At 67.6% G+C, this 21,009-nt stretch carries 16 protein-coding genes; 10 read left to right on the top strand and 6 right to left on the bottom strand.

What is annotated here, in order from left to right; genetic code table 11:
* The first annotated feature begins 140 nt into the window (after positions 1–140).
* From FND50_RS28940 to groL, 5 genes are all read left to right on the top strand, one after another.
* Positions 141–1,142 carry a zinc-binding alcohol dehydrogenase family protein gene (locus FND50_RS28940; RefSeq protein ID WP_186301354.1) on the top strand — a complete coding sequence of 334 codons (1,002 nt, stop codon included), beginning with the start codon at positions 141–143 and terminating at the stop codon, positions 1,140–1,142.
* Between the two features lie 12 nt (positions 1,143–1,154).
* A complete protein-coding gene (locus tag FND50_RS28935; RefSeq protein ID WP_005560939.1) occupies positions 1,155–2,048 on the top strand; it encodes a universal stress protein in 894 nt (297 codons plus the stop codon).
* Positions 2,049–2,134: 86 nt separating this feature from the next.
* Positions 2,135–2,914, top strand: coding sequence for an HAD-IIA family hydrolase (locus FND50_RS28930; protein ID WP_005560941.1), 780 nt, complete (start codon positions 2,135–2,137; stop codon positions 2,912–2,914).
* Positions 2,915–2,994: 80 nt separating this feature from the next.
* Positions 2,995–3,549 carry a DUF6764 family protein gene (locus FND50_RS28925; protein WP_005560942.1) on the top strand — a complete coding sequence of 185 codons (555 nt, stop codon included), beginning with the start codon at positions 2,995–2,997 and terminating at the stop codon, positions 3,547–3,549.
* 228 nt (positions 3,550–3,777) lie between these two features.
* Entirely contained in the window at positions 3,778–5,403 is a 1,626-nt protein-coding gene (gene groL, locus FND50_RS28920) for a chaperonin GroEL (RefSeq protein WP_005263938.1), read from the top strand.
* 213 nt (positions 5,404–5,616) lie between these two features.
* On the opposite strand, the gene FND50_RS28915 is transcribed toward groL, so the two are convergent.
* Positions 5,617–5,823, bottom strand: a complete 207-nt coding sequence (locus tag FND50_RS28915) for a PspC domain-containing protein (protein ID WP_144287960.1) — start codon at positions 5,821–5,823, stop codon at positions 5,617–5,619.
* 781 nt (positions 5,824–6,604) lie between these two features.
* On the opposite strand from FND50_RS28915, the gene FND50_RS28910 reads away from it, so the two are divergent.
* Together FND50_RS28910 and FND50_RS28905 are read left to right on the top strand one after the other, a co-directional pair.
* Positions 6,605–7,648 carry an alpha/beta hydrolase family protein gene (locus FND50_RS28910; RefSeq protein ID WP_144287959.1) on the top strand — a complete coding sequence of 348 codons (1,044 nt, stop codon included), beginning with the start codon at positions 6,605–6,607 and terminating at the stop codon, positions 7,646–7,648.
* Between the two features lie 73 nt (positions 7,649–7,721).
* A complete protein-coding gene (locus FND50_RS28905) occupies positions 7,722–8,555 on the top strand; it encodes an alpha/beta fold hydrolase (protein WP_260850752.1) in 834 nt (277 codons plus the stop codon).
* 39 nt (positions 8,556–8,594) lie between these two features.
* On the opposite strand, the gene FND50_RS28900 is transcribed toward FND50_RS28905, so the two are convergent.
* Positions 8,595–10,616: a prolyl oligopeptidase family protein gene (locus FND50_RS28900; protein WP_144287958.1), complete on the bottom strand. Its 2,022-nt coding sequence runs from the start codon at positions 10,614–10,616 to the stop codon at positions 8,595–8,597.
* A 124-nt stretch (positions 10,617–10,740) separates the two neighbouring features.
* Between FND50_RS28900 and lpdA the strand changes: the two genes are divergently transcribed.
* Both lpdA and FND50_RS28890 read left to right on the top strand, forming a co-directional pair.
* Entirely contained in the window at positions 10,741–12,141 is a 1,401-nt protein-coding gene (lpdA, locus tag FND50_RS28895; protein ID WP_007301341.1) for a dihydrolipoyl dehydrogenase, read from the top strand.
* A gap of 112 nt (positions 12,142–12,253) precedes the next feature.
* Complete coding sequence (locus tag FND50_RS28890) at positions 12,254–12,700, top strand: DUF5709 domain-containing protein (protein ID WP_144287957.1); 447 nt, start codon at positions 12,254–12,256, stop codon at positions 12,698–12,700.
* On the opposite strand, the gene FND50_RS28885 is transcribed toward FND50_RS28890, so the two are convergent.
* On the bottom strand, positions 12,693–13,103 hold the full coding sequence (locus FND50_RS28885; protein ID WP_005563350.1) for a helix-turn-helix domain-containing protein: 411 nt from the start codon (positions 13,101–13,103) through the stop codon (positions 12,693–12,695). The two genes, FND50_RS28890 and FND50_RS28885, sit on opposite strands and share 8 nt — an antisense overlap.
* A 123-nt stretch (positions 13,104–13,226) precedes the next feature.
* Here FND50_RS28885 and FND50_RS28880 point away from each other — a divergent pair, with 123 nt between their 5' ends.
* Entirely contained in the window at positions 13,227–14,084 is an 858-nt protein-coding gene (locus FND50_RS28880) for an SDR family oxidoreductase (protein WP_144287956.1), read from the top strand.
* Here the strand turns inward: FND50_RS28880 and atzF are convergent.
* From atzF to FND50_RS28865, 3 genes are all read right to left on the bottom strand, one after another.
* Positions 14,081–15,826, bottom strand: coding sequence for an allophanate hydrolase (gene atzF / locus FND50_RS28875; RefSeq protein WP_144287955.1), 1,746 nt, complete (start codon positions 15,824–15,826; stop codon positions 14,081–14,083). The genes FND50_RS28880 and atzF overlap by 4 nt on opposite strands.
* A complete protein-coding gene (gene uca, locus FND50_RS28870; protein WP_144287954.1) occupies positions 15,826–19,476 on the bottom strand; it encodes an urea carboxylase in 3,651 nt (1,216 codons plus the stop codon). The genes atzF and uca overlap by 1 nt, the downstream gene beginning before the upstream one ends.
* Positions 19,477–19,568: 92 nt before the next feature.
* Positions 19,569–21,008 carry a short-chain fatty acid transporter gene (locus FND50_RS28865; RefSeq protein ID WP_144287953.1) on the bottom strand — a complete coding sequence of 480 codons (1,440 nt, stop codon included), beginning with the start codon at positions 21,006–21,008 and terminating at the stop codon, positions 19,569–19,571.
* Position 21,009 lies beyond the last annotated feature (1 nt).

Here is a 21,009-nt window from a genome sequence, read left to right as displayed (position 1 = left end):
AGCCTAGTTGCCGGGGACGGTCCGGCCCGGTCTTCGCTGCGACACCGTGTCCTCGAGACACGAGCCTCCGGGTCCTGGCGGTGGCCACCCCGCACGGGCATTGTGGGGGTATGGCGGCGGCGCAGGGCGGACCCGGAACGATGGCCGCGTGGCGCGTGGTCGCGCCCGGCCCCGTCGCGGGCCACCCCCTGGAACTCGGACGTGAGGCCGTTCCCGAGCCGGGACCGGGCGAACTTCTCGTGAAGGTGCTGGCGTGCGGAGTGTGCCGCACCGACCTGCACGTGACCGAAGGGGACCTGCCCGTGCACCGGTCCCGGGTGATTCCCGGCCACGAGGTGGTGGGGGAGGTTGCCGCACTGGGTGATTCGGTGTCGGGGACCTTCGCTGTCGGCGACCGGGTGGGTATCGCCTGGCTGCGTCACACCTGCGGACACTGCGCGGCCTGCCTGCGCGGTTCGGAGAACCTGTGCAGGCAGTCGCAATACACGGGTTGGGATGCGGACGGCGGATACGCCGAATTCGCGACGGTCCCGGCCGACTACGCGCTGCACCTGCCGGACGGCTACACGGATACCGAACTCGCACCACTGCTGTGCGCCGGGATCATCGGCTACCGCGCACTCGAACGTGCCGCGGTCCCCGACGGCGGTGTACTGGGCCTCTACGGGTTCGGCGGCAGCGCGCACCTCACCGCCCAGGTCGCGTCGATCCGCGGCGCCCGGGTGCACGTCATGACGCGTGGGGCGGAGGCCCGTGCGCTGGCGCAGCGACTCGGGGCGGCGTCCGTGCAGGGAGTGCGCGACGTGCCGCCGGAACCCCTCGACTCCGCGATTCTGTTCGCCCCGGTGGGCGATCTGGTGCCCGTCACGATGGAGGCGCTCGCCGACGGCGGCACCCTCGCCGTCGCGGGGATCCACCTCTCCGACATTCCCGCGCTCGAGTATCAGAGGCATCTGTTCCGGGAACGGCAGATCCGCAGCGTCACCGCCAATACCCGTTCGGATTCCGTCGAATTCCTGCGCATCGCAGCGAAACACCGGCTGAGTATCGACACCCACCCGTACCCACTCGACCGCGCCGACCGGGCCCTGCGTGACCTGGCCGGCGGAAAGTTCAGCGGTGCAGCAGTTCTCGAGCCGTAGAGGGAGAGAGATATGAGCGAACATGCAGGGGCGCCCGTGGTCGTCGGTGTCGATGGTTCCCGCGCCGCGCTCGACGCGGCGCGCTGGGCCGCGGGCACGGCGGTCCGGCTCGACGCCCCACTCCTGCTCGCCCACACGTACCCGGACGAGGCCACGTTCTACAACGGCACCGCGATGATGATCGACGCCCAGTTCATCCAGGAACTGCGCGAGGACGGCAACTCGATGCTCGACGCCACCACCGCAGCCGTCTTGCAGGACCATCCCGGACTCGCCGTCGAGCGCGACGTCCGATCGGGCGCGGCGGCGTCCCACCTGATCGAGTTGTCGAGGGCGGCGCGGATCGTGGCGCTCGGTGCGCAGGGTGCGGGCGCGGTCACCGACTACCTCCTCGGGTCCACCGTGCTCCGCACGGTCAATCACGCGCACAGCCCCGTCGCGGTCGTCCGGGGAGAGCCCGCTACGGCGGCACCGGACACGCGCCCGATCGTCGTCGGCGTGGACGGCAGCCAGGTCAGCGAGAAGGCCGTCGAGGAGGCGTTCGCACTCGCGTCCGCGTTCGGCGTCGGTCTGGACGTGGTGCACGCGTGGAGCGGCGAGAAGCAGCACGGGCTCGCCCATGCGTCGAAGTACGTGGACTGGACCGCCTACGAGGAAGGGGAGAAGGCCATCGTGTCCGAATGCCTCGCCGGCATCCGGGACGAGTACCCGGACGTGCCGGTGAACGCGGTGACAACGCAGGGGGTGTCCGCCGACGTCCTGCTGCGGCACGCGACGCGGGCGCAACTGCTGGTGGTCGGAAGCCACGGCCGCGGCAAGGTGCTGGGTGCCCTGCTCGGATCCGTCAGCCAGAATCTGGTGCACCACGCACCCTGTCCCGTCCTCGTCTGCCGGGCTCGGCAGTGACACCGTCCGAGCCGGGCTCGGCAGTGACACCGTCCGAGCCGGGCTCGGCAGTGACACCGTCCGAGCCGCGCGGATAGGCTCCTGTCATGGCTGGGGTCGAGGGTGTCCTGCTCGATATCGACGGGGTGCTGGTTACTTCGTGGCATCCGATCGACGGTGCCGCCGCCGCGGTGCGGGAGGTGCGCGAGCGCGGACTCGCGTGCGCCTACCTCACCAACACGACGTCCCGGACGTGCGACGAAATCGCCGACGCCCTGCGGTCGGCGGGCATCGAGGCCGACGCCGGCGAGATCGTCACGGCGGCCCGGCTCACCGCGGAGTACGTCCGGTCGACCTACCCCGGGGCGCGGGCCTGGGTCCTCAACAGCGGCGACATCACGGCCGATCTGTCCGGGATCGAACTGGACGACGACGACCCCGAGGTGGTGATCCTCGGTGGGGCCGGGCCGGAATTCACCCACGACGCACTCAGCCGCGTGGTGGAGCTGATGCTCGACGGCGTCCCCGTCGTCGCGATGCACCGGGGCACCACCTGGGCCACCCACGACGGGCTGCGCATCGACACGGGCACCTACCTCCCCGGTATGGAGGAGGTCGCGGGAACGAACGTCGTCTCGGTGGGCAAACCGTCGCTCGCGGCGTTCCTCACCGCCACCGATCTGATGGGCACGGAACCGGATGTGACGGTGATGGTCGGTGACGATCTGACGGGTGACGTCCTGGCCGCGCAGCGGGTGGGACTGATCGGCGTGCTGGTGCGGACGGGCAAGTTCCGCCAGTCGATTCTGGACCTCGCCCCGCAGCGTCCGGACCACGTCGTCGACTCGGTCGCGCAGCTGCCGAAGCTCCTCGACGAACTCGCCTGACCGCGGTCCGGGACTAACCGCCCGCGAGGGGGTACTCTCGCGGCGAATCCTCCAATTCGACGTTCCCAGAAGGAGCTTCCATGCTCGCTGTCTCCACACCCGTCACCTCGACCGCCTCGGCATCTCGTACTCGTATCTCGTCTCTGTTCGGCCGACGGCTGGCACGTGTGGGAGCGGCGATGGCTGTGGGTCTGGGCGTCGCGGCAGGAATCTCGGTGGCCGGCGCAGGCGTCGCCGGTGCCGCCCCCGTCAACTGCGTCTCCCCGCCGTCGGCGAACGACGTCCAGGTGTCGGACACCGCGAGCTGCGGCGCCAAGGCGACCGACGCCGGCGTCGCCCACGCGATGGCCGCGGACAGCGGCACCGCGGTGAGCGTCGCCAACGGACACAGCGGCGCCACCACGTACGCCAACGGATACGGAACGTCGCTCGGTGCGTCGACCGGCTCGGGGCAGGCGTACGCGCTCGCGCTCGGCGGCGGCATCGCCCGTTCCGGTGCGGCCGACGGCACCACCACCGTCGCGATCGCCGGGTGGGGTTCGGGTGCGACTGCCGACGCGAATGGCGTCGACTGCGTCGGTGCCCTGTCCCTCGCGTTCAACGTGAACACCGGTCAGGTCTGCGCGATGCGCTGATCGCCCGGCGCACCGGTTCCGTCCCGACCTTGCACTCACCCTGTCCGAGTGCTAAAAATGCACTTGGCACTCACGACGCGTGAGTGCCAGGTCGGGACGGTGAGACCGGGAACCAAAGACACCCCTGGTCGTCCGTCGCGGGCACCGAACTCGGCCGAAGGCGTAAATGAGGCGACCCGACTAGCGGTCGCCTTGTGTGTCACCCCCAATCCGGAGGATCACTTCGCAATGGCCAAGATCATCGCGTTCGACGAAGAGGCCCGTCGCGGCCTCGAGCGGGGACTCAACGCCCTCGCCGACGCAGTCAAGGTGACGTTGGGCCCCAAGGGTCGCAACGTCGTGCTCGAGAAGAAGTGGGGCGCCCCCACGATCACCAACGATGGTGTTTCCATCGCCAAGGAGATCGAGCTCGAGGACCCCTACGAGAAGATCGGTGCCGAGCTGGTCAAGGAGGTCGCCAAGAAGACTGACGACGTCGCCGGCGACGGAACCACCACCGCTACCGTTCTCGCCCAGGCTCTCGTCCGTGAGGGTCTCCGCAACGTCGCTGCCGGCGCCAACCCGCTGGGTCTGAAGCGCGGCATCGAGAAGGCCGTCGAGGCCGTCACCGTGCGTCTGCTCGAGACCGCCAAGGAGATCGACACCAAGGAGCAGATCGCTGCTACCGCTGGTATCTCCGCAGGCGACCCGTCCATCGGCGAGCTCATCGCCGAGGCCATGGACAAGGTCGGCAAGGAAGGCGTCATCACGGTCGAGGAGTCCAACACCTTCGGCCTGCAGCTCGAGCTCACCGAGGGCATGCGCTTCGACAAGGGCTACATCTCGGCGTACTTCGCCACCGACCCGGAGCGTCAGGAAGCCGTCCTCGAGGACGCGTACATCCTGCTCGTGAGCTCCAAGATCTCCACGGTCAAGGACCTGCTGCCGCTGCTGGAGAAGGTCATCCAGTCCGGCAAGCCGTTGGTCATCATCGCCGAGGACGTCGAGGGCGAAGCCCTGTCCACCCTGGTGGTCAACAAGATCCGTGGCACCTTCAAGTCCGTGGCCGTCAAGGCTCCCGGCTTCGGTGACCGTCGCAAGGCTCAGCTCGCCGACATCGCCATCCTCACCGGTGGCGAGGTCATCAGCGAAGAGGTCGGCCTCTCCCTGGAGACCGCCGGACTCGAGCTGCTCGGCCAGGCACGCAAGGTCGTCATCACCAAGGACGAGACCACCATCGTCGAAGGCGCGGGAGACCCCGAGGCCATCGCCGGTCGCGTGGCGCAGATCCGCGCCGAGATCGAGAACAGCGACTCCGACTACGACCGCGAGAAGCTGCAGGAGCGCCTGGCCAAGCTGGCCGGTGGCGTTGCAGTCATCAAGGCCGGCGCTGCCACCGAGGTGGAGCTCAAGGAGCGCAAGCACCGCATCGAAGATGCCGTGCGTAACGCCAAGGCTGCCGTCGAAGAGGGCATCGTCGCCGGTGGTGGCGTGGCTCTGCTGCAGTCGGCTCCCGCCCTCGACGACCTGAAGCTCGAAGGTGACGAGGCCACCGGTGCGAACATCGTTCGCGTCGCCCTCGAAGCACCGCTGAAGCAGATCGCCTTCAACGCGGGCCTCGAGCCCGGCGTCGTTGCCGAGAAGGTTCGCAACCTGCCCGCAGGTCACGGCCTCAACGCCTCGACCAACGAGTACGGTGACCTGCTCGAAGCCGGCATCAACGACCCGGTCAAGGTCACCCGCTCCGCGCTGCAGAACGCAGCGTCCATCGCGGCTCTGTTCCTGACCACCGAGGCCGTCGTCGCCGACAAGCCGGAGAAGGCCGGAGCGCCCGTGGGCGACCCGACCGGCGGCATGGGCGGTATGGACTTCTAAAGGCGGCTACGCCTCCTGTGAGTGGTTGAGGAGTCCTCGGACTCGCCTACCACTCACGGGCACGAAGTGCTCGAAGAGCCCGGGACACCATCTGGTGTCCCGGGCTCTTTCGTGTCGGTGACCCGCCCTTCCCGTGTGCGCGTCGGCAGATCTCCTGTCGGCAGTGGCCGTGGATTCGTTATACGGCCACAGTGCTTTTCGGTGTCGCCCAGGTCAGTGTCCGGCCGGCATCAGCATCCAGGCGGCGAGGTAGACGAGGGCCGCGGTGCCGCCGGTGACCAGCGTGGCGACCACGGTGAGCAGCCGGACGAGGTTGACGTCCACCGAGAAGTATTCGGCGATGCCGCCGCAGACGCCTGCGAGCATCTTCTGGTTGTCGGAACGGGTGAACTGGCGGGGATTGTTGCTCTCGAATGTCATGCTCCCATTCTGTTGGGCGAGACCTGCCGGCACATCGGGATGTCCCCCGATCCCGACCCTGGTCTTTCACCCTGAGTGCCCGCTCCATACCGCTCGATGTTCGTGCCTCGGGGTCGATCGTTCTCGTGTCTGCGCCGCGCCGATGAACTCGATATCCCACACTTCACGGCGATTCGGTGTAACGATAGAAAATTTTGCCGATTAATTTTGAATGAGAGACAAATCGGATGCGCTCACCGCGGCAAAAGAAGAGACGTTCGAATTCGCCGACGCTCATTCTCGGGCGGGTGATTCAAGGGCAATGACAAGAAAAAGTCCGGAAACAATGCAATCAGGTATGTTCTGTCGCTCTTCGATTACGAGAACGTGGATCCGGAGGTCGTGGTGACGCTATATGCCCTGCTAGATGCGCATGTTCAGGCGATAATTGAGAAGTAGCCAGTACTCATTCGTGAGTTCGTCGTTAAGTCAACGATCGCAAATGTTTACCACTTTGTGCTTATTCGAAGAGAAAACTCGGGTACAAATGACGGAGCCCCTGATCGCGGGGGGAAGTTCGAAATCCACTGCGTCGAAAAGGAGTAATACTATGTCCGACAGCTTTCTGACTCTGCTCGAAGCGCTCACCACACTGATCGACTTCATCGGGTCCGTCGCGGAATAGGGAAACCCCCGTTTCGACCCCACTTCTCGACGAGAGCTGGAGTCCACATGACATCATGTGGGCTCCAGCTCTCGCCTCTTCGGAGTCGGGCAGGTGACGTCGCAGCGAAGGAGAACGATGGTCAACCGCACTGCAGCGGGTAGGTACGGGGTGCGGCTTGCGCTCGCGGTCGCCCTGACGGCGGCGATTCCGTGCCTCGGAGTCCAGGCGTCCGCTTCCGCCGATCCGACCGGAGACACCAGTGTCGCGGCCGGTGGCTCCCACCTGGTGAGCACCGACGAGATCGACGACCGGCAGTTGACCCTGCAGGTGTACTCGGCCTCCATGGACCGGGAGATTCCGCTGCGGGTCATCACTCCCGCGGACACGAGCGCACCGAGGCCCACGCTGTACCTGCTCAACGGGGCGGGCGGCGGCGAGGACTCCGCCACGTGGCAGGCCAGGACCGATGTCGTCGATTTCTTCGCAGACAAGAACGTCAACGTCGTCACGCCCATGGAGGGCGCGTTCAGTTACTACACGGACTGGGAGCAGTCCGACCCGGAACTGGGCAACAACAAATGGACGACGTTCCTCACGCAGGAACTTCCGCCCATCGTGGACTCCGCGCTCGGCACCAACGGCGTCAACTCGATCGCCGGTATCTCGATGGCGGGTAGTTCGGTGCTCAGCCTGGCGCAGTCGGCTCCCGGCCTGTACGAGAGCGTCGGCGCCTACAGCGGTTGTGCGATGACCAGCACGGACCCCGGCCGTACGTACGTGCGGCTGGTCGTCGAGGGCCGCGGCGGCGGCGACACCTCCAACATGTGGGGACCGGAAGACGGCCCCGGCTGGACGGCCAACGACCCGTACATCAACGCGGAGAAGCTGCGCGGACTCGACATCTACGTCAGCAACGGATCCGGACTGCCCGGGCCCGGCGACCAGCTGAACGGGCCGGGGATCAACGGCGACGTCGGAACGCTCGCCAACCAGATCCTCCTCGGCGGCGCCATCGAGGCGGCCACCAACCAGTGCACCCACGCGCTCGCGGACAAACTGAACGAACTGCAGATTCCCGCAACGTTCGACTTCCGGCCCGTCGGCACGCATTCGTGGTCGTACTGGCAGGAAGACCTGCACAAGTCGTGGCCGATGCTCGCTGCGTCGATCGGCCTGTAATCACCGGTCTCGGATGAGACTCGACCCCCGCAGATCCCGGATCTGCGGGGGTCGAGCCGTCTAGTCTGACGAAGTGGAGACAGTACCGATCCAGATGCCCGACGGAACCACCACTCCGGTTCGCCTGTTTCCCGGCCCGGACGAGGCCCCCGTCATCGTCGTGTTTCCCGGCCTGGGAATTCCCGCCGGCTACTACGAACTCTTCGCCGAGGAACTCGTGTCCCGGGGGTTCAACGCGGCAATCGGCGAGCTCCGCGGCCAAGGCGACAGTCGTCCCCGCCCGAGCAGCGCCAGCACGTACGGCTACCACGAACTGGTGGCCCTCGACTTTCCCGCAATCTTCGAAGTGGTGCGGGAGCGATTTCCCGCCGCCACGCCCTTCCTCCTCGGACACAGCATGGGGGGTCAGCTCGGCGTGATGTACGCGGCCCGGATCCGCGGCCGGCTCGGCGGGATCGTGCTCGTCGCGTCCGGGTCGCCGTATCACCGGGGGTTCCCCGGCATCCATGCCCCGCGGATGCTGGTCGGCGCCGCGGCGATGTCGATGACGGCCAACCTGGCGGGGTTCTGGCCCGGCGACAAACTCGACATCGGAGGGTTCGGGCGGCAGTCGAAGGCGCTGATCACCGATTGGTCGCGATTCGCCCGCACCGGCAGGATCGAACCCGACGGCGCCGACATCGACTACGAGGAACGCATCGCCCGGCTGAAACTGCCGGTGCTGGCCGTGACCGTCGAAGGAGACGATCTGGCGCCGGAATCCTCGGCGAAGAACCTCCTCGCGAAGCTCCCGAACGCCGATGTCACGCTGTGGCACCAGCCGCAGCCGCTGGGCCACAACGGGTGGATCCGCGACCCAGCCGGCACCGTCGACCGGATCGTCGAGTGGATCCACGACCACACCTGACCCGTGAGTACTTATCAACCGCGGGCGGTTAATAAGTACTCACGGGCGGGTGAGCATCTCCCACAGGAACGTGAACGTGAGCGCCGATTTGAAGGCGGCCTGCGCGTTGTCCGCGGCCCCGCCGTGCCCGCCCTCGATGTTCTCGTAGTACCAGACCTCGTGGCCCTGCTCCTCGAGCAGTGCCGTCATCTTGCGGGCGTGGCCGGGGTGGACGCGGTCGTCGCGGGTGGACGTGGTGACGAGGATCGGCGGGTAGTCCGCGGTCGCGTCGGTGTTCTGATACGGCGAGTACTCGCTGATGAACTTCCAGTCGTCCGGGTTGTCCGGATCGCCGTACTCGGCCATCCACGACGCCCCGGCGAGCAGCAGGTGGTACCGCTTCATGTCGAGGAGCGGAACCTGGCACACGATCGCCCCGAACAGTTCCGGGTAGCGGGTGAGCATGACGCCCATGAGGAGTCCGCCGTTGCTGCCGCCCTGGATCCCGAGCTGCTTCGGCGTCGTGATGCCGCGGGCCACCAGGTCGCGAGCGACCGCGGCGAAGTCCTCGAACGCCTTGTGGCGACCCTCCCGCACCGCTTGGGTGTGCCACGACGGGCCGTACTCGCCGCCGCCGCGGATGTTCGCCACCACGTACGCGCCGCCGCGTTCGAGCCACGCGAACCCGACCGAACCGCTGTACCCCGGGACCATCGAGTTCTCGAAGCCGCCGTATCCGTACAGCATGGTGGGGCAGGGGCCGGTGACGTCGTCGCGGCGCACCACGAAGTAGGGGATCTCGGTTCCGTCGTCGGACACCGCGAAGTGCTGCGCCACGGACATGCCGTCCGCGTCGAAGAACGACGGCGCCTGCTTGACGGGTTCGAGTGGTCCGCCGACCGTGCCGTACAGCAGCGTCGCCGGCGTCGTGAATCCGCTGGAGTTGACGAAGAAGCTGTCGCTGGTGCGGGGATCGGTGCTGATGATTCCGCTCGCCGTGAGTTCCGGTACGCCGTCGAGGGGCTTCTCCTCCCACCCGGTGTCGTTCGGGGTGAGCACCGACAGCTTGGTCTGCACATCCGACAGTCGCACGAGGAGAAGGTGGTTCCGGGTCCACGTTCCCTGCTCGAGGGACGTGTGCTCGTCCGGGGTGAACAGTGGCGTCAGCTCGCGTGACCCGGCGAGGAAGTCGGCGTAGTTCGCGGCGAGCAGCGACCCGGCCGGGTAAACGGTGCCGTCCACGTCCCAGTCGGTGCGCGGACGGATGGTCAACCAGTCGCGGTACACGGACGAGCCCGCGTCGTCGGGGGTGTCGATCCGGACCTTCGACCCGTCCGGGAGCAGCTGGTAGCGCTCGGAATTGTAGAAGTCCATGGACCGGCCGACGAAGTGCCGCTCGTATCCGGGGGTGTCGTCGTACGAGGCGCCGACGGACACGTCGGTGGTCTCACCCTCGAAGACGGTGACCGCCTCGGTGAGCGGGGTGCCGCGATGCCAGCGTTTCGCGATTCTCGGGTAGCCGGAGTCGGTCATCGAGCCTTCGCCGAAATCGGTCCCGACATACACGGTGTCCGTGTCGATCCAGCTGATGCTGGTCTTCGCCTCGGGGACGTCGAATGCGTGGTCACCGCCGACGAATTCGCGCTTCTCGATGTCGAATTCGCGCACCACGGACGCGTCGGCGCCACCACGCGAGAACGACAGCAGGGCGCGTGACTGCTCGGGTCGCAGCACGCTGGCCCCGGCCCACACCCAGTTCTCGCCCTCCTGTTCGGCGAGGGCGTCGACGTCGAGCAGGACGTCCCACTCGGGGTTCTCCGTGCGGTACTGCTCGAGCGTGGTGCGCCGCCAGATGCCGCGTTTGTGGTCGCCGTCGCGCCAGAAGTTGTACAGGTACTCGCCGCGCATGCCGGCGTACGGGATCCGGTCGTCCGTGTCGAGCACGTCCAGGATCCGGCTCTCGAGCGCGGAGAACTCGGCGTTCTCGGTGTACTCGGCGAGCGTGCGGGCGTTGCGCTCGCGCACCCAGTCGAGTGACCGTTCCGCGGTGACATCTTCGAGCCAGAGGAAGGGATCCGTCATGGCGCCATTCTTGCAGGCGGTGTCGTGCCTGGTCGCGGCGGCAAAGGTGTGACGGATGAGGCTACTCGCGGGTAATACGACCGCGTGGAGACAGCGATTCCGGACGGGACTACCCTGAACAACCGTGACCTCACACTATGACGTCGTTGTCCTCGGAGCCGGTCCCGGTGGGTACGTCGCTGCTATCCGCGCGGCACAGCTGGGATTGAGCACCGCCATCATCGAGCAGAAGTACTGGGGCGGTGTGTGCCTGAACGTCGGCTGCATCCCCTCCAAGGCACTTCTCCGCAATGCCGAGCTTGCGCATCTCTTCACAAAAGAGGCCAAGACGTTCGGCATCTCGGGAGAGGCGTCCTTCGATTTCGGCGCCGCCTACGACCGCAGCCGCAAGGTCGCGGACGGGCGTGTCAAGGGCGTTCACTTCTTGATGAAGAAGAACAAGATCACCGAGTACGACGGCAAGGGGTCGTTCACCGACGCCAACACCATCTCGGTCGAGCTGTCCAAGGGCGGGACGGAGACGGTGACGTTCGACAACGCCATCATCGCCACCGGTTCCACCACCAAGCTGCTGCCGGGCACCTCGCTCAGCGAGAACGTGGTCACCTACGAGGAGCAGATCCTCACCCGCGATCTCCCGGAGTCGATCCTCATCGTCGGTGCCGGCGCGATCGGCATGGAGTTCGGGTACGTCCTGAAGAACTACGGAGTGGACGTCACGATCGTCGAGTTCCTCGACCGTGCGCTGCCCAACGAGGACGCGGACGTGTCCAAGGAGATCGAGAAGCAGTACAAGAAGCTCGGCGTCACGATCAAGACCGGTGCCGCCGTCCAGAGCATCGACGACGACGGCAGCAAGGTCACCGTCTCGATCAAGAACAACAAGTCCGGCGACATCGAGACCGTCGTGGTCGACAAGGTGATGCAGTCGGTCGGATTCGCGCCCCGCGTCGAGGGCTTCGGCCTCGAGAAGACCGGCGTCCAGCTCGATCGTGGTGCGATCGGCATCACCGACACGATGCAGACGTCGGTGCCGCACATCTACGCCATCGGTGACGTGACGATGAAGCTGCAGCTGGCGCACGTCGCCGAGGCGCAGGGCGTCGTGGCCGCCGAGACGATCGCCGGCGCCGAGACGTTGCCGATCGAGGACTACCGGATGATGCCGCGGGCCACGTTCTGCCAGCCGCAGGTCGCGAGCTTCGGTCTGACCGAGCAGCAGGCCAAGGACGAGGGGTACGACGTGAAGGTCGCGACGTTCCCGTTCACCGCCAACGGCAAGGCACATGGCCTCGGTGACCCGACCGGTTTCGTCAAGCTGATCGCCGACAAGAAGTACGGCGAACTGCTCGGCGGGCACCTGATCGGCCCGGACGTGTCCGAGCTGCTGCCCGAGCTGACCCTCGCGCAGAAGTGGGACCTCACGGTCAACGAGCTGGCCCGCAACGTGCACACGCACCCGACGCTCAGCGAAGCCCTGCAGGAGGCCATCCACGGTCTCGCCGGGCACATGATCAACTTCTGACCCGAACACCGAGAGGGCCCGCACAGTCTCTGTGCGGGCCCTTCGCGTTTCTCCCCGAGTTGCTTCCGCGATCCGATGGCGAACTGCCCGCTGCGGTGGCATCGTGGGGAGGATGACCATGCCGGACAGCACGCCAGAAGGATCCGAGGGCGAGTACAGCCTGGACGAAGAGGACCAGTTGCAGCCGGAGGACACGTTGGTCGACCGAGGTGTGGACGACGTTCTCGATGAGGGCTATTCGCCTCCGGAGAGGCCGCTCGGGCTGGACGCGTACGGGACGACGGCCGCCGAGCAGCGCGAGGGCGAGACCCTCGATCAGCGGCTCGCGGAGGAGGAGCCGGACCCGGCTCTGGAAGACGACAACGCGGAGATCCTCGACGACAACGAGGTCGGGCGGCTGCGGTCGGGCCGGCTCGTCGCGGAGGACGAGGGTATGGGCGAGGACGAGGAGAAGGACCTCGTGGCGTCCGACATCGGCATCGACGGGGGAGCGGCGTCGGCCGAGGAGGCCGCGGTCCACATCGTCGACGAGGACACCGACTTCGACGAACTCAGCTGACGCCGCGAGCGGCGTCGTATTTCTCCTGCGCTGCCCGGACGTCGGGTACGCGCGCTTCGACGAGCTCGATCAGGCCGATAAGGCGTGAGCCGACCTCGGCGCCGAGCGGCGTGAGGCTGTATTCGACCTTCGGCGGAATGGCTTCGAGCACTTCGCGGACCACGAGGCCGTCTCGTTCGAGGGCTTGCAATGTCTGGGACAGCATGCGCTCGCTGACGCCGTCGACGCGTCGACGGAGCGCGCTGAACCGGTAGCTGCCCTCGGTCAGCGCCGCGAGCGCGAGCACACCCCATCGGCCGGTGACGGTCTGCAGCGTTTCGCGCGACGCGCAGTCGCGTGCGAAGACGTCGGCTTCGAGGGTGCGGTCTTCACTTTCCTGTGCTGGGTGCGCGGGCTCGGACATACGTCCAGTCTACCCCACATGCAGGAAGTGCTTACGGAAACATTTGCACTTACGAAAAATTAGTGCATGATGGAAGGTGAGCTTGAACAGTCAACTCGCACCACTACGCGCTAGGAGTTCGTCATGACCATCGCCGTCACAGGAGCAACCGGACACCTCGGACGACTCGTCGTCGAGGCACTGCTCGACAAGGGCGTACCCGCCGGCGACATCGTCGCCGTGGTCCGTACCGCCGCCAAGGCCGCGGACCTTGCCGACAGGGGCGTAGAGATCAGGCAGGCGGACTACAGCGATCGCGCCGCGCTCGAGACCGCCTTCGCCGGCGTCGACAAGCTGCTGCTCGTCTCCGGCAGCGAGGTCGGTCAGCGGGTTGCCCAGCACACCAACGTGATCGACGCCGCGAAGACCGCCGGCGTCGGCTTCGTCGCCTACACCAGCGTCCTCGACGCACAGAACAGCCCGATCGGACTGGCCGTGGAACACCGCGCCACGGAGGACCGGCTGACGCAGTCCGGAATCGACTTCGCGCTGCTCCGCAACGGCTGGTACTGGGAGAACTACCTCGGCAGCATTCCCGCTGCGGCGGAGACCGGTGCGCTGTTCGGCAGTGCCGGAACGGGTGTCGTCGCCGCGGCCGCCCGCAAGGACTACGCCGAGGCCGCCGCCGCGGTCCTACTCGCCGACGGGCAGGCAGGCAAGGTATACGAGCTCGGTGGCGACGAGCGCCTGACGTACAGCGAATTGGCGGAGGTCATCTCCTCCGTCCTCGGAAAGCCGGTGTCGTACAAGGATCTTCCGCAGGCCGAGTACGCCGCGGTGCTCGAGGGCGCCGGACTGCCCGCACCGATCGCGAGCATGCTCGCCGACTCTGATGCGGGAGTCGCCGCCGGCGCCCTCGACACCGAGAGCGGCGACCTGCAGAAACTGATCGGCCGCAACTCGACCCCCGCCGCCACCGTCCTTGCCGTGAGTACTTATTAACCGCCCGTGGTTGATAAGTACTCACGGGCGTAGGCAACCCAACTGCCGAATTCGGTGATGTCCGTGGCCCCGTCGACCGCGTCGTGGGTGCAGCTGAAGCCGACCACGGCCCGGCCGTCGGACAATTCGACGCTCGTCAGCGCCATCGGGGCGGGCAGGGCGGCGAGGAAGTTGCCCAGCCCGGCGGGCGACACCCGGAACAGTTCCCCGACGATCGCCGCTCCCGCGCCGGGACCGCGGCGGACGAGGCCGGGCTTGGGCGGTGTCGTGGCGAGTGCGGTGAGCCGGTAGGCGTCGGTGGTGGTGACGGTGTCGACGAACCGTGCGCCGATGTCCTCGAGCTGGAAGTGCAGGGGCTGCCCGCGCAGGTGGGCGCCGAACACGGCCAGTTCGACGCCGTCCTCGACGAGGGCGGGCGCCGGTACGGCGACGAGCCGGGCCGCGAGGTCCACGGCCACCTGATCGGCGAACGCCGGCACCACGAACATGACTCCGAACGGTGCGCCGGCGGCGGTCGGGGCGCCCGGGACCGCGACGGCCGCCATGTCGAGCAGGTTGCAGAAGTTCGTGTACGTGCCCATCCGCCGGTTGATGTCGATCGGATCGGCTTGTACGGCAGCGATGGTGGGGTGTTCGGTGGTGGTGGGCAGCAGGAGGCCGTCGAAACCGGCCAGCAGTTCCCGCGTCTGCGCCTTGACGTGGGTGAGTGTGTCGAGGTCGGCGGCGAACTCGTGGCCCGCCGGCTTCCTCGCCGACTCGACGATGGCGGCGACCACCGGGTCGGCGCCCGCCGGTGCGGTGTCGAGGAATTTCCCGACAGCGGTGTACCGCTCGGCGACGACGGCGCCGTCGTACAGCAGGCGGGCGGCGTCGAGGAGCGGGGAGATGTCGACCGTCTCGAAAGAGAAGCCTCGGTCCGTCAACGACGCCACCGTGGCGACGAATGCCGCACGGTACTCCGGTGTCAGCAGCGCGAGATTCTCTTCCGCGGGAATCGCGACCCTCGGCTGCGCGGGCGCCGCGAGGGGGACGTCGGACGGCCACGCTCGGCTCCGCGGGTCCGCACTCGCCGGGCCCGACATGATGCGGGCGGCGGTCACGGCCGTGTCGAGTTCGGTGGCGAAGACGGTGACGCAGTCGTAGTCGACGCAGGCGGGAACCACTCCGTCGGCGGGGATGACGCCGAGTGTCGCCTTGATGCCGACGAGACCGTTGAACGCCGCCGGGACCCGCCCGGATCCCGCTGTGTCGGTGCCGATTCCGATGTCGGCGATGCCGAGGGCGACGGCGACGGCGGAACCCGAACTGGATCCGCCCGACACTCGTTCGGGATCCCACGAGCACCGGACGGCGCCGTACGGACTGCGTGTCCCGACCAGTCCGGTCGCGAACTGGTCGAGGTTCGTCTTCCCCAGCACGACCGCGCCCTGCTCGACCAGTCGGCGCACAGCGCTCGCGGTGACGTCGGGGAGGTAGGCGAACTCGGGGCATGCGGCCGACGTCGGCAGTCCCGCGACGTCGATGTTGTCCTTGACCGCCACGACCTTCCCGGCCAGAGGGAGGTGCTCGCCGGCGTCGAGGCGGGCCTGCACGGCAAGGGCATCCGCGTGCACGTCCTCAGCCGGCCGGAGGGTGATCCACACCTCAGGACGGTCCACCTCGGCGACCCGCCGGAAGGCGTCCTCGACACGGGCGGCGGGGGAAAGAGTGGTCTGTCCGCGGTTCACGGCATCGACAGTCATCAGTTTTCTGCTCCAATCACGACGAGAGGGGTGCCCGGTTCGACGATCGCGCCCGGTGACACGAGGACTTCGAGGACTGTTCCGGACGTGGTGAATGCAACCGGCATCTCGAGTTTCATCGCCTCGAGTACCACGGCGTTCTGGCCCGGTTCGATGCGTTGCCCGGCTTCGACTTCGACACGCCACACGCTGCCGACCATGGGAGCCTCGACGACCGTCGCCCCGGGCGGAAGGTCGACCCGTGCGGACGGTTCGGGTGCGGGAGCCTGTTCGACGCGGTCGAATTCGCCCGACGCGCGCCACGCGGACTTCTCCGCCTCGAACGCCGCGGACTGCCGGGAGTCGAACTCGGCGATGGATTCGGCATTATCCCGCAAAAACTTCAGATGGTCGGCGAACGCGAACGTGCCGTCGGAGATCTCCGCGTCGAACCGCCCCGCGACCGCCTGCTCGCGGTACTCGCGCAGCTGATCCGGGGTGGCGGGTTCCCACACGATGCGGTCGAAGAACCGGAACATCCAGGGTTTGCCCTCGTCGAAGGGGCGGTGCTGCCGGTAGCCCGACCAGATCGGGACGGTGCGGCCGATCAGCTGGTAGCCGCCCGGCGACTCCATGCCGTAGACGCACAGGTACTTGCCGCCGATCCCGACCGCGTCGGACGGCGTCCACGTGCGCGCCGGGTTGTACTTGGTGGTGACCAGGCGGTGCCGCGGGTCGAGCGGGACGGCCAGGGGCGCGCCGAGGTAGACGTCGCCGAGCCCGAGGACCAGGTACTCGGCGTCGAACACGGCGTCGCGGACGTCGTCGACGCTGTCCAAACCGTTGATGCGCCGGATGAACTCGGTATTCGACGGCAGCCACGGCGCCTCGTCGCGGACACCGTTGCGGTACCGGTCGATGGCCTCCGCGATGGACGGGTCGTCGAACGACAGCGGTAACCGGACCGTGCGACTCGGCACCACCAGATCGTGCGTCGCCGGCAGCAGTTCCTCGATGTCCTGGAGGATGTCCAGCAACCGGCCGGCCGAAAGTTCGTCGGCGTCGAAATGCAGGTGCAGGGAGCGCACACCCGGAGTGATATCGATGATGCCCGGAACGCAACGCCGGACCAGCGCTTCCGACAGCGCGTGGACGCGCATGCGGAGTCCGAGGTCGAGTTCCCGGTCCCCGTACTCGACGAGGATGTTGTCGTCCCCGCCGCGGAGGTACGCGACCTCCGGACGGTCCAGTACGGGCGCGATGCGGCGGAGGACCCCGCCGTCGCTGTTCGTCGAGCGGGTTGCCGTGGGCGGAAGGTCCAGTCTGCGAGACGAATCCGAAGCCCGCAACACGTGCGCACCGTCGTCGGAGACGGCGACGAACCGCACATCGTCGCCGGGCCTGATCTGCCCGAGTTTCCACCGGTGCGCCTTCACCACTGTGAGGGGGCACGCGAAGCCGCCGAGGCTAGGGCCATCGGGGCCGAGCAGGATCGGAGTGTCGCCGGAGACGTTGAGCGCTCCCACGCTGTACGGGTTGTCGTGCAGGTTCGACGGATGCAGCCCGGCGTCGCCGCCGTCGGTCCTCGACCAGATCGGCTTGGGGCCGTCGAGCCGGAGGCCGGTCCGGTTGGCGTGGGTCTGGACCCTCCAGGTGGTGTCGTAGAACTGCGCCATGTCGGCCTCGATGAAGTAGTCGGGCGCCGGCTGCGGTCCCTCGGTGACGGCGAGATGCCACAGGTGCGTGAACTCGGGGCGCGAGTCGTCCGGGACGGGGTGCGGCGCGCCGAGACCCGTGGTGTTCTCGAACAGCGAGTCGTCGAACAGTCCCAGCACGTCACCGGTGGTGACGGCCCTGCCGGTGATGCCGCCGAACCCGCCGAGCGTGAACGTGGACGCGCTGCCGTGGTACAGCGGAGCGTCGATGCCGCCCCGGAACGCGAGGTACGTGCGCAGGCCCGTGTCCGCCGGGGTGCCGACGTCGAGGACGGACCCAGCCGGCGCTTCCACCGGTTCCCAGAGGGCGATCGGTTCGCCGTCGAGCGTGACCGGGGTGTCGGCGCCGCCGACGCAGATCACGGTGGCGTCCGAGAACACGAGGCGCGGCCCCTGCAGGGTGCATTCGAGTCCCGGTGCGCCGACCGGATTGCCGACCGCGGTGTTGACCAACTGGAACGACAGGTCGTCCATCGGTCCCGATGGCGGAATTCCGACCTCCCACAGTCCGATTCGGCCGGGGTGGTCCTGCACGGTGGTCATCGTCCCGGCGCGGAGTACGTCGACGCGTCGGCCGGTCGGCCGCAGATCGGCCAGCGACTGCGTGGTGTGTTCGGCGCCGAGAACAGTGTCGGCGACGCAGATCCGCCGCAGCTGGGGCAGGTTCGTCTGGACACCATAGATGTGCGTGTCGGCGAGCGCTTCCGCGAGGGCGGCGAACGCCGCCGTGCGCCGGTGCCCGCGGTTGATCACCTTTGCCAGCATCGGGTCGTAGTAGGCACTCACCTCGGTGCCCGTGTCGACCCACGTCTCGACCCGCGTGTGAGCCGGGAACTCGACCCCGGTGAGTCGTCCGGCGCTGGGACGATAGTCGTGGCCGGGGTCCTCGGCGTAGATGCGGGCCTCGACGGCGGTTCCCCTGATCTCGGGTCCGGAGTCGGGCAGCCCGTCGAGCATGGAACCGTCTCCGCGGGCGAGTCTCAGCATCCACTCGACGAGGTCCACCCCGGTGACCTCCTCGGTCACCGGGTGCTCGACCTGCAGTCGCGTGTTCATCTCGAGGAACGACGCCTCGCCGCGGTCCACGTCGTAGACGAACTCGACGGTTCCCGCGGACCGGTAGTTCACCGACGATGCGAGACTGCGGGACGAGCTGAGCAGTTGTTCCACCACGTCATCGGAGAGCCCGGGCGCCGGGGCCTCCTCGATCACTTTCTGGTTGCGGCGCTGAAGCGAGCAGTCGCGGGTGCCGAGGCTCAGCGTGCGGCCGAGTCCGTCGCCGAACACCTGCACCTCGATGTGCCGGGCGCGGGCGACGAAGCGTTCCAGGAATACCCCGGACGAGGAGAAGTTGGCCTGGGCGAGGCGCTGGACGCGGTCGTAGGCTTCGCGGAGTTCGGCGGCGTCGAAGCATGCCTGCATGCCGATGCCCCCGCCGCCACCGACCGCCTTGATCATCACCGGATAGCCGATGTCGGAGGCCGCGGACAGGGCATCGTCGACGGAGTCGAGGAGCCCGCTGCCCGCGACGAGCGGGACGCCGACGGCGCGGGCGGCCTCGCGTGCCGTGTGCTTGTTCCCGAACGTGCGGAGCTGTTCGGGGGTGGGGCCGACGAACGCGATCCCGGCGGATTCCGCCGCCGCGGCGAACGCGTCGTTCTCCGACAGGAAGCCGTATCCGGGATGAATCGCGCCCGCGCCCGTCGCCAGGGCGGCGTCCACGACGGCGTCGGCCCGCAGATACGACTCGTGGGCGGGAGCCGGCCCCAGCCGGACGGCGACGTCGGCCATCTCGACGTGCGCGGCCGCCGAATCGGCGTCCGAGTGGACCGCAACCGTCTTCAGTCCGAGGAGGTGCGCCGATCGCATGATGCGGCAGGCGATTTCGCCCCGGTTCGCAACGAGCAGAGTGTCGAAGGAGTACTCGATCGGCGGCGTATTCATCCCTGTGGACATGGTTGTATACGCTAAGGACGGGGTGTTTCACCGAGATTTCTCGAGGTAAAGCGTGGGTTAGTAAGACCTCTCAGGGCCGGCGCGAATCGGGATCACGGTGAGGACGGCTGCACCGGGGGTACGAACTCGAATGTCGTTCCGAGCAGCCACACCAGGAGCAGGACCACCGGCAGGTGGAACATGAACTGCAGGAACGTGAATCCCACCAGATCGCGCGCCTTGAGCCCCAGTACTGCGAGCAGGGGCAGCATGAAGAACGGGTTGATCAGGTTCGGCAGCGCCTCGGCGACGTTGTACACCTGGACCGTCCAGCCCAGGTTCATCCCGACATCGGTGGCCGACTGCATGACGTAGGGCGCCTCGACCAGCCATTTTCCGCCTCCGGACGGCACGAAGAGGCCCAGCACGACCGTGTAGAGGGCGATGACGACGGTGAAGCCGCCGCCGCTGCCGATGTTCGTGAAGAAGTCGGCCAGGTGCTCGGAGATGGTGAGGCCGTTTCTGCCCTCGGCCTTCGTGAGGATCGCGGCCATCGCGGCGTACAGCGGGAACTGGACCAGGATGCCTGCCGTGGCGGGGACGGCCAGCGCGACGGCCTGCAGGAACTTGCGCGGCGTCCCGTGCAGCACCAGGCCCAGCATGAGGAAGACCAGCAGATAGGCGTTCAGGCTACTGACGACGGTGAGCACGGGTTTGGTCACCAGCTGGGAGATCAGCCACCCCAGCGTCATCAGACCGGCCAGCGCCGGCAGGATCCGGCTGTATTCGAGCCATTCTCCCGGTCGCGTTCGGGGTGCCACCTCCTTCGGCCGGTCGTCGAGGTCGACGTCCAGATCCTGGGCGGTGGTGACGGCCGCACCCCTCGGCGCGGAGAAGTGGGCGATCACCACGGTCAGGGCGATGATGATCACGCACATCAGCAGCGACTGCCAGGTGAAGATCGTGGTCCCGAAGTCGAGGACACCGGTGATCTCCAGCAGCGCCGGCGGCAGGGACGCGGCGGTGGCCTGCAATTGCGCGGCGGACGAGGACATGCCGAGCGCCCACACTGCGCCCAGACCCATGAAGGCCGCTGCACCGAGCGCACGGTAATCCACTCGCAGGTCGGATCGGCGGGCGATCGCCCGGGCGAGCAGCCCGCCGAACACCAGACTGAGCCCCCAGTTCAGGAAGGAGACCGACATGGACAGGAACGCGACGAAACTGACTGCGGTGCGCCCCGACTGAGGCACCAGGGCCAGACGATCGATCAGCCGGGCGACCGGCGGGGACGTGGCGACGACGTATCCGGTCAGCACCACCATCGCCATCTGCAGGGTGAACGCCGTCAGATCCCAGAAACCGTCACCGAACGCGTCCACGACCATCTGCGGCGAGGAACCATTGGCGAGCGCGGCCACCGAGACGACGAAGACTCCGACGAGCGCGAAGACGTAGGCGTCCGGAAACCATTTCTCCGTCCAGCCGGCCAGTGACTGCGCGACCCGCGCCAGTCCCTTCTCGGAACGGACCTCGTCGGTGGCAGATGTCATG

The organism is Rhodococcus sp. WB9, assembly GCF_007558985.1.
Taxonomy (GTDB): Bacteria; Actinomycetota; Actinomycetes; order Mycobacteriales; family Mycobacteriaceae; genus Rhodococcus_F; species Rhodococcus_F opacus.
This window is presented reverse-complemented; position numbering and strand designations above follow the sequence as displayed.

Excerpts from the sequence above, each read along its gene's own strand:
- FND50_RS28915 (WP_144287960.1), bottom strand. The coding sequence starts at position 5,823 with ATGACATTCGAGAGCAACAATCCCCGCCAGTTCACCCGTTCCGACAAC.
- uca (WP_144287954.1), bottom strand. The coding sequence starts at position 19,476 with ATGTCCACAGGGATGAATACGCCGCCGATCGAGTACTCCTTCGACACT.
- atzF (WP_144287955.1), bottom strand. The coding sequence starts at position 15,826 with ATGACTGTCGATGCCGTGAACCGCGGACAGACCACTCTTTCCCCCGCC.
- FND50_RS28865 (WP_144287953.1), bottom strand. The coding sequence starts at position 21,008 with ATGACATCTGCCACCGACGAGGTCCGTTCCGAGAAGGGACTGGCGCGG.
- FND50_RS28880 (WP_144287956.1), top strand. The coding sequence starts at position 13,227 with ATGACCATCGCCGTCACAGGAGCAACCGGACACCTCGGACGACTCGTC.
- FND50_RS28900 (WP_144287958.1), bottom strand. The coding sequence starts at position 10,616 with ATGACGGATCCCTTCCTCTGGCTCGAAGATGTCACCGCGGAACGGTCA.
- FND50_RS28925 (WP_005560942.1), top strand. The coding sequence starts at position 2,995 with ATGCTCGCTGTCTCCACACCCGTCACCTCGACCGCCTCGGCATCTCGT.
- FND50_RS28940 (WP_186301354.1), top strand. The coding sequence starts at position 141 with ATGGCCGCGTGGCGCGTGGTCGCGCCCGGCCCCGTCGCGGGCCACCCC.
- FND50_RS28890 (WP_144287957.1), top strand. The coding sequence starts at position 12,254 with ATGACCATGCCGGACAGCACGCCAGAAGGATCCGAGGGCGAGTACAGC.
- FND50_RS28935 (WP_005560939.1), top strand. The coding sequence starts at position 1,155 with ATGAGCGAACATGCAGGGGCGCCCGTGGTCGTCGGTGTCGATGGTTCC.
- groL (WP_005263938.1), top strand. The coding sequence starts at position 3,778 with ATGGCCAAGATCATCGCGTTCGACGAAGAGGCCCGTCGCGGCCTCGAG.
- FND50_RS28930 (WP_005560941.1), top strand. The coding sequence starts at position 2,135 with ATGGCTGGGGTCGAGGGTGTCCTGCTCGATATCGACGGGGTGCTGGTT.
- FND50_RS28910 (WP_144287959.1), top strand. The coding sequence starts at position 6,605 with ATGGTCAACCGCACTGCAGCGGGTAGGTACGGGGTGCGGCTTGCGCTC.
- FND50_RS28885 (WP_005563350.1), bottom strand. The coding sequence starts at position 13,103 with ATGTCCGAGCCCGCGCACCCAGCACAGGAAAGTGAAGACCGCACCCTC.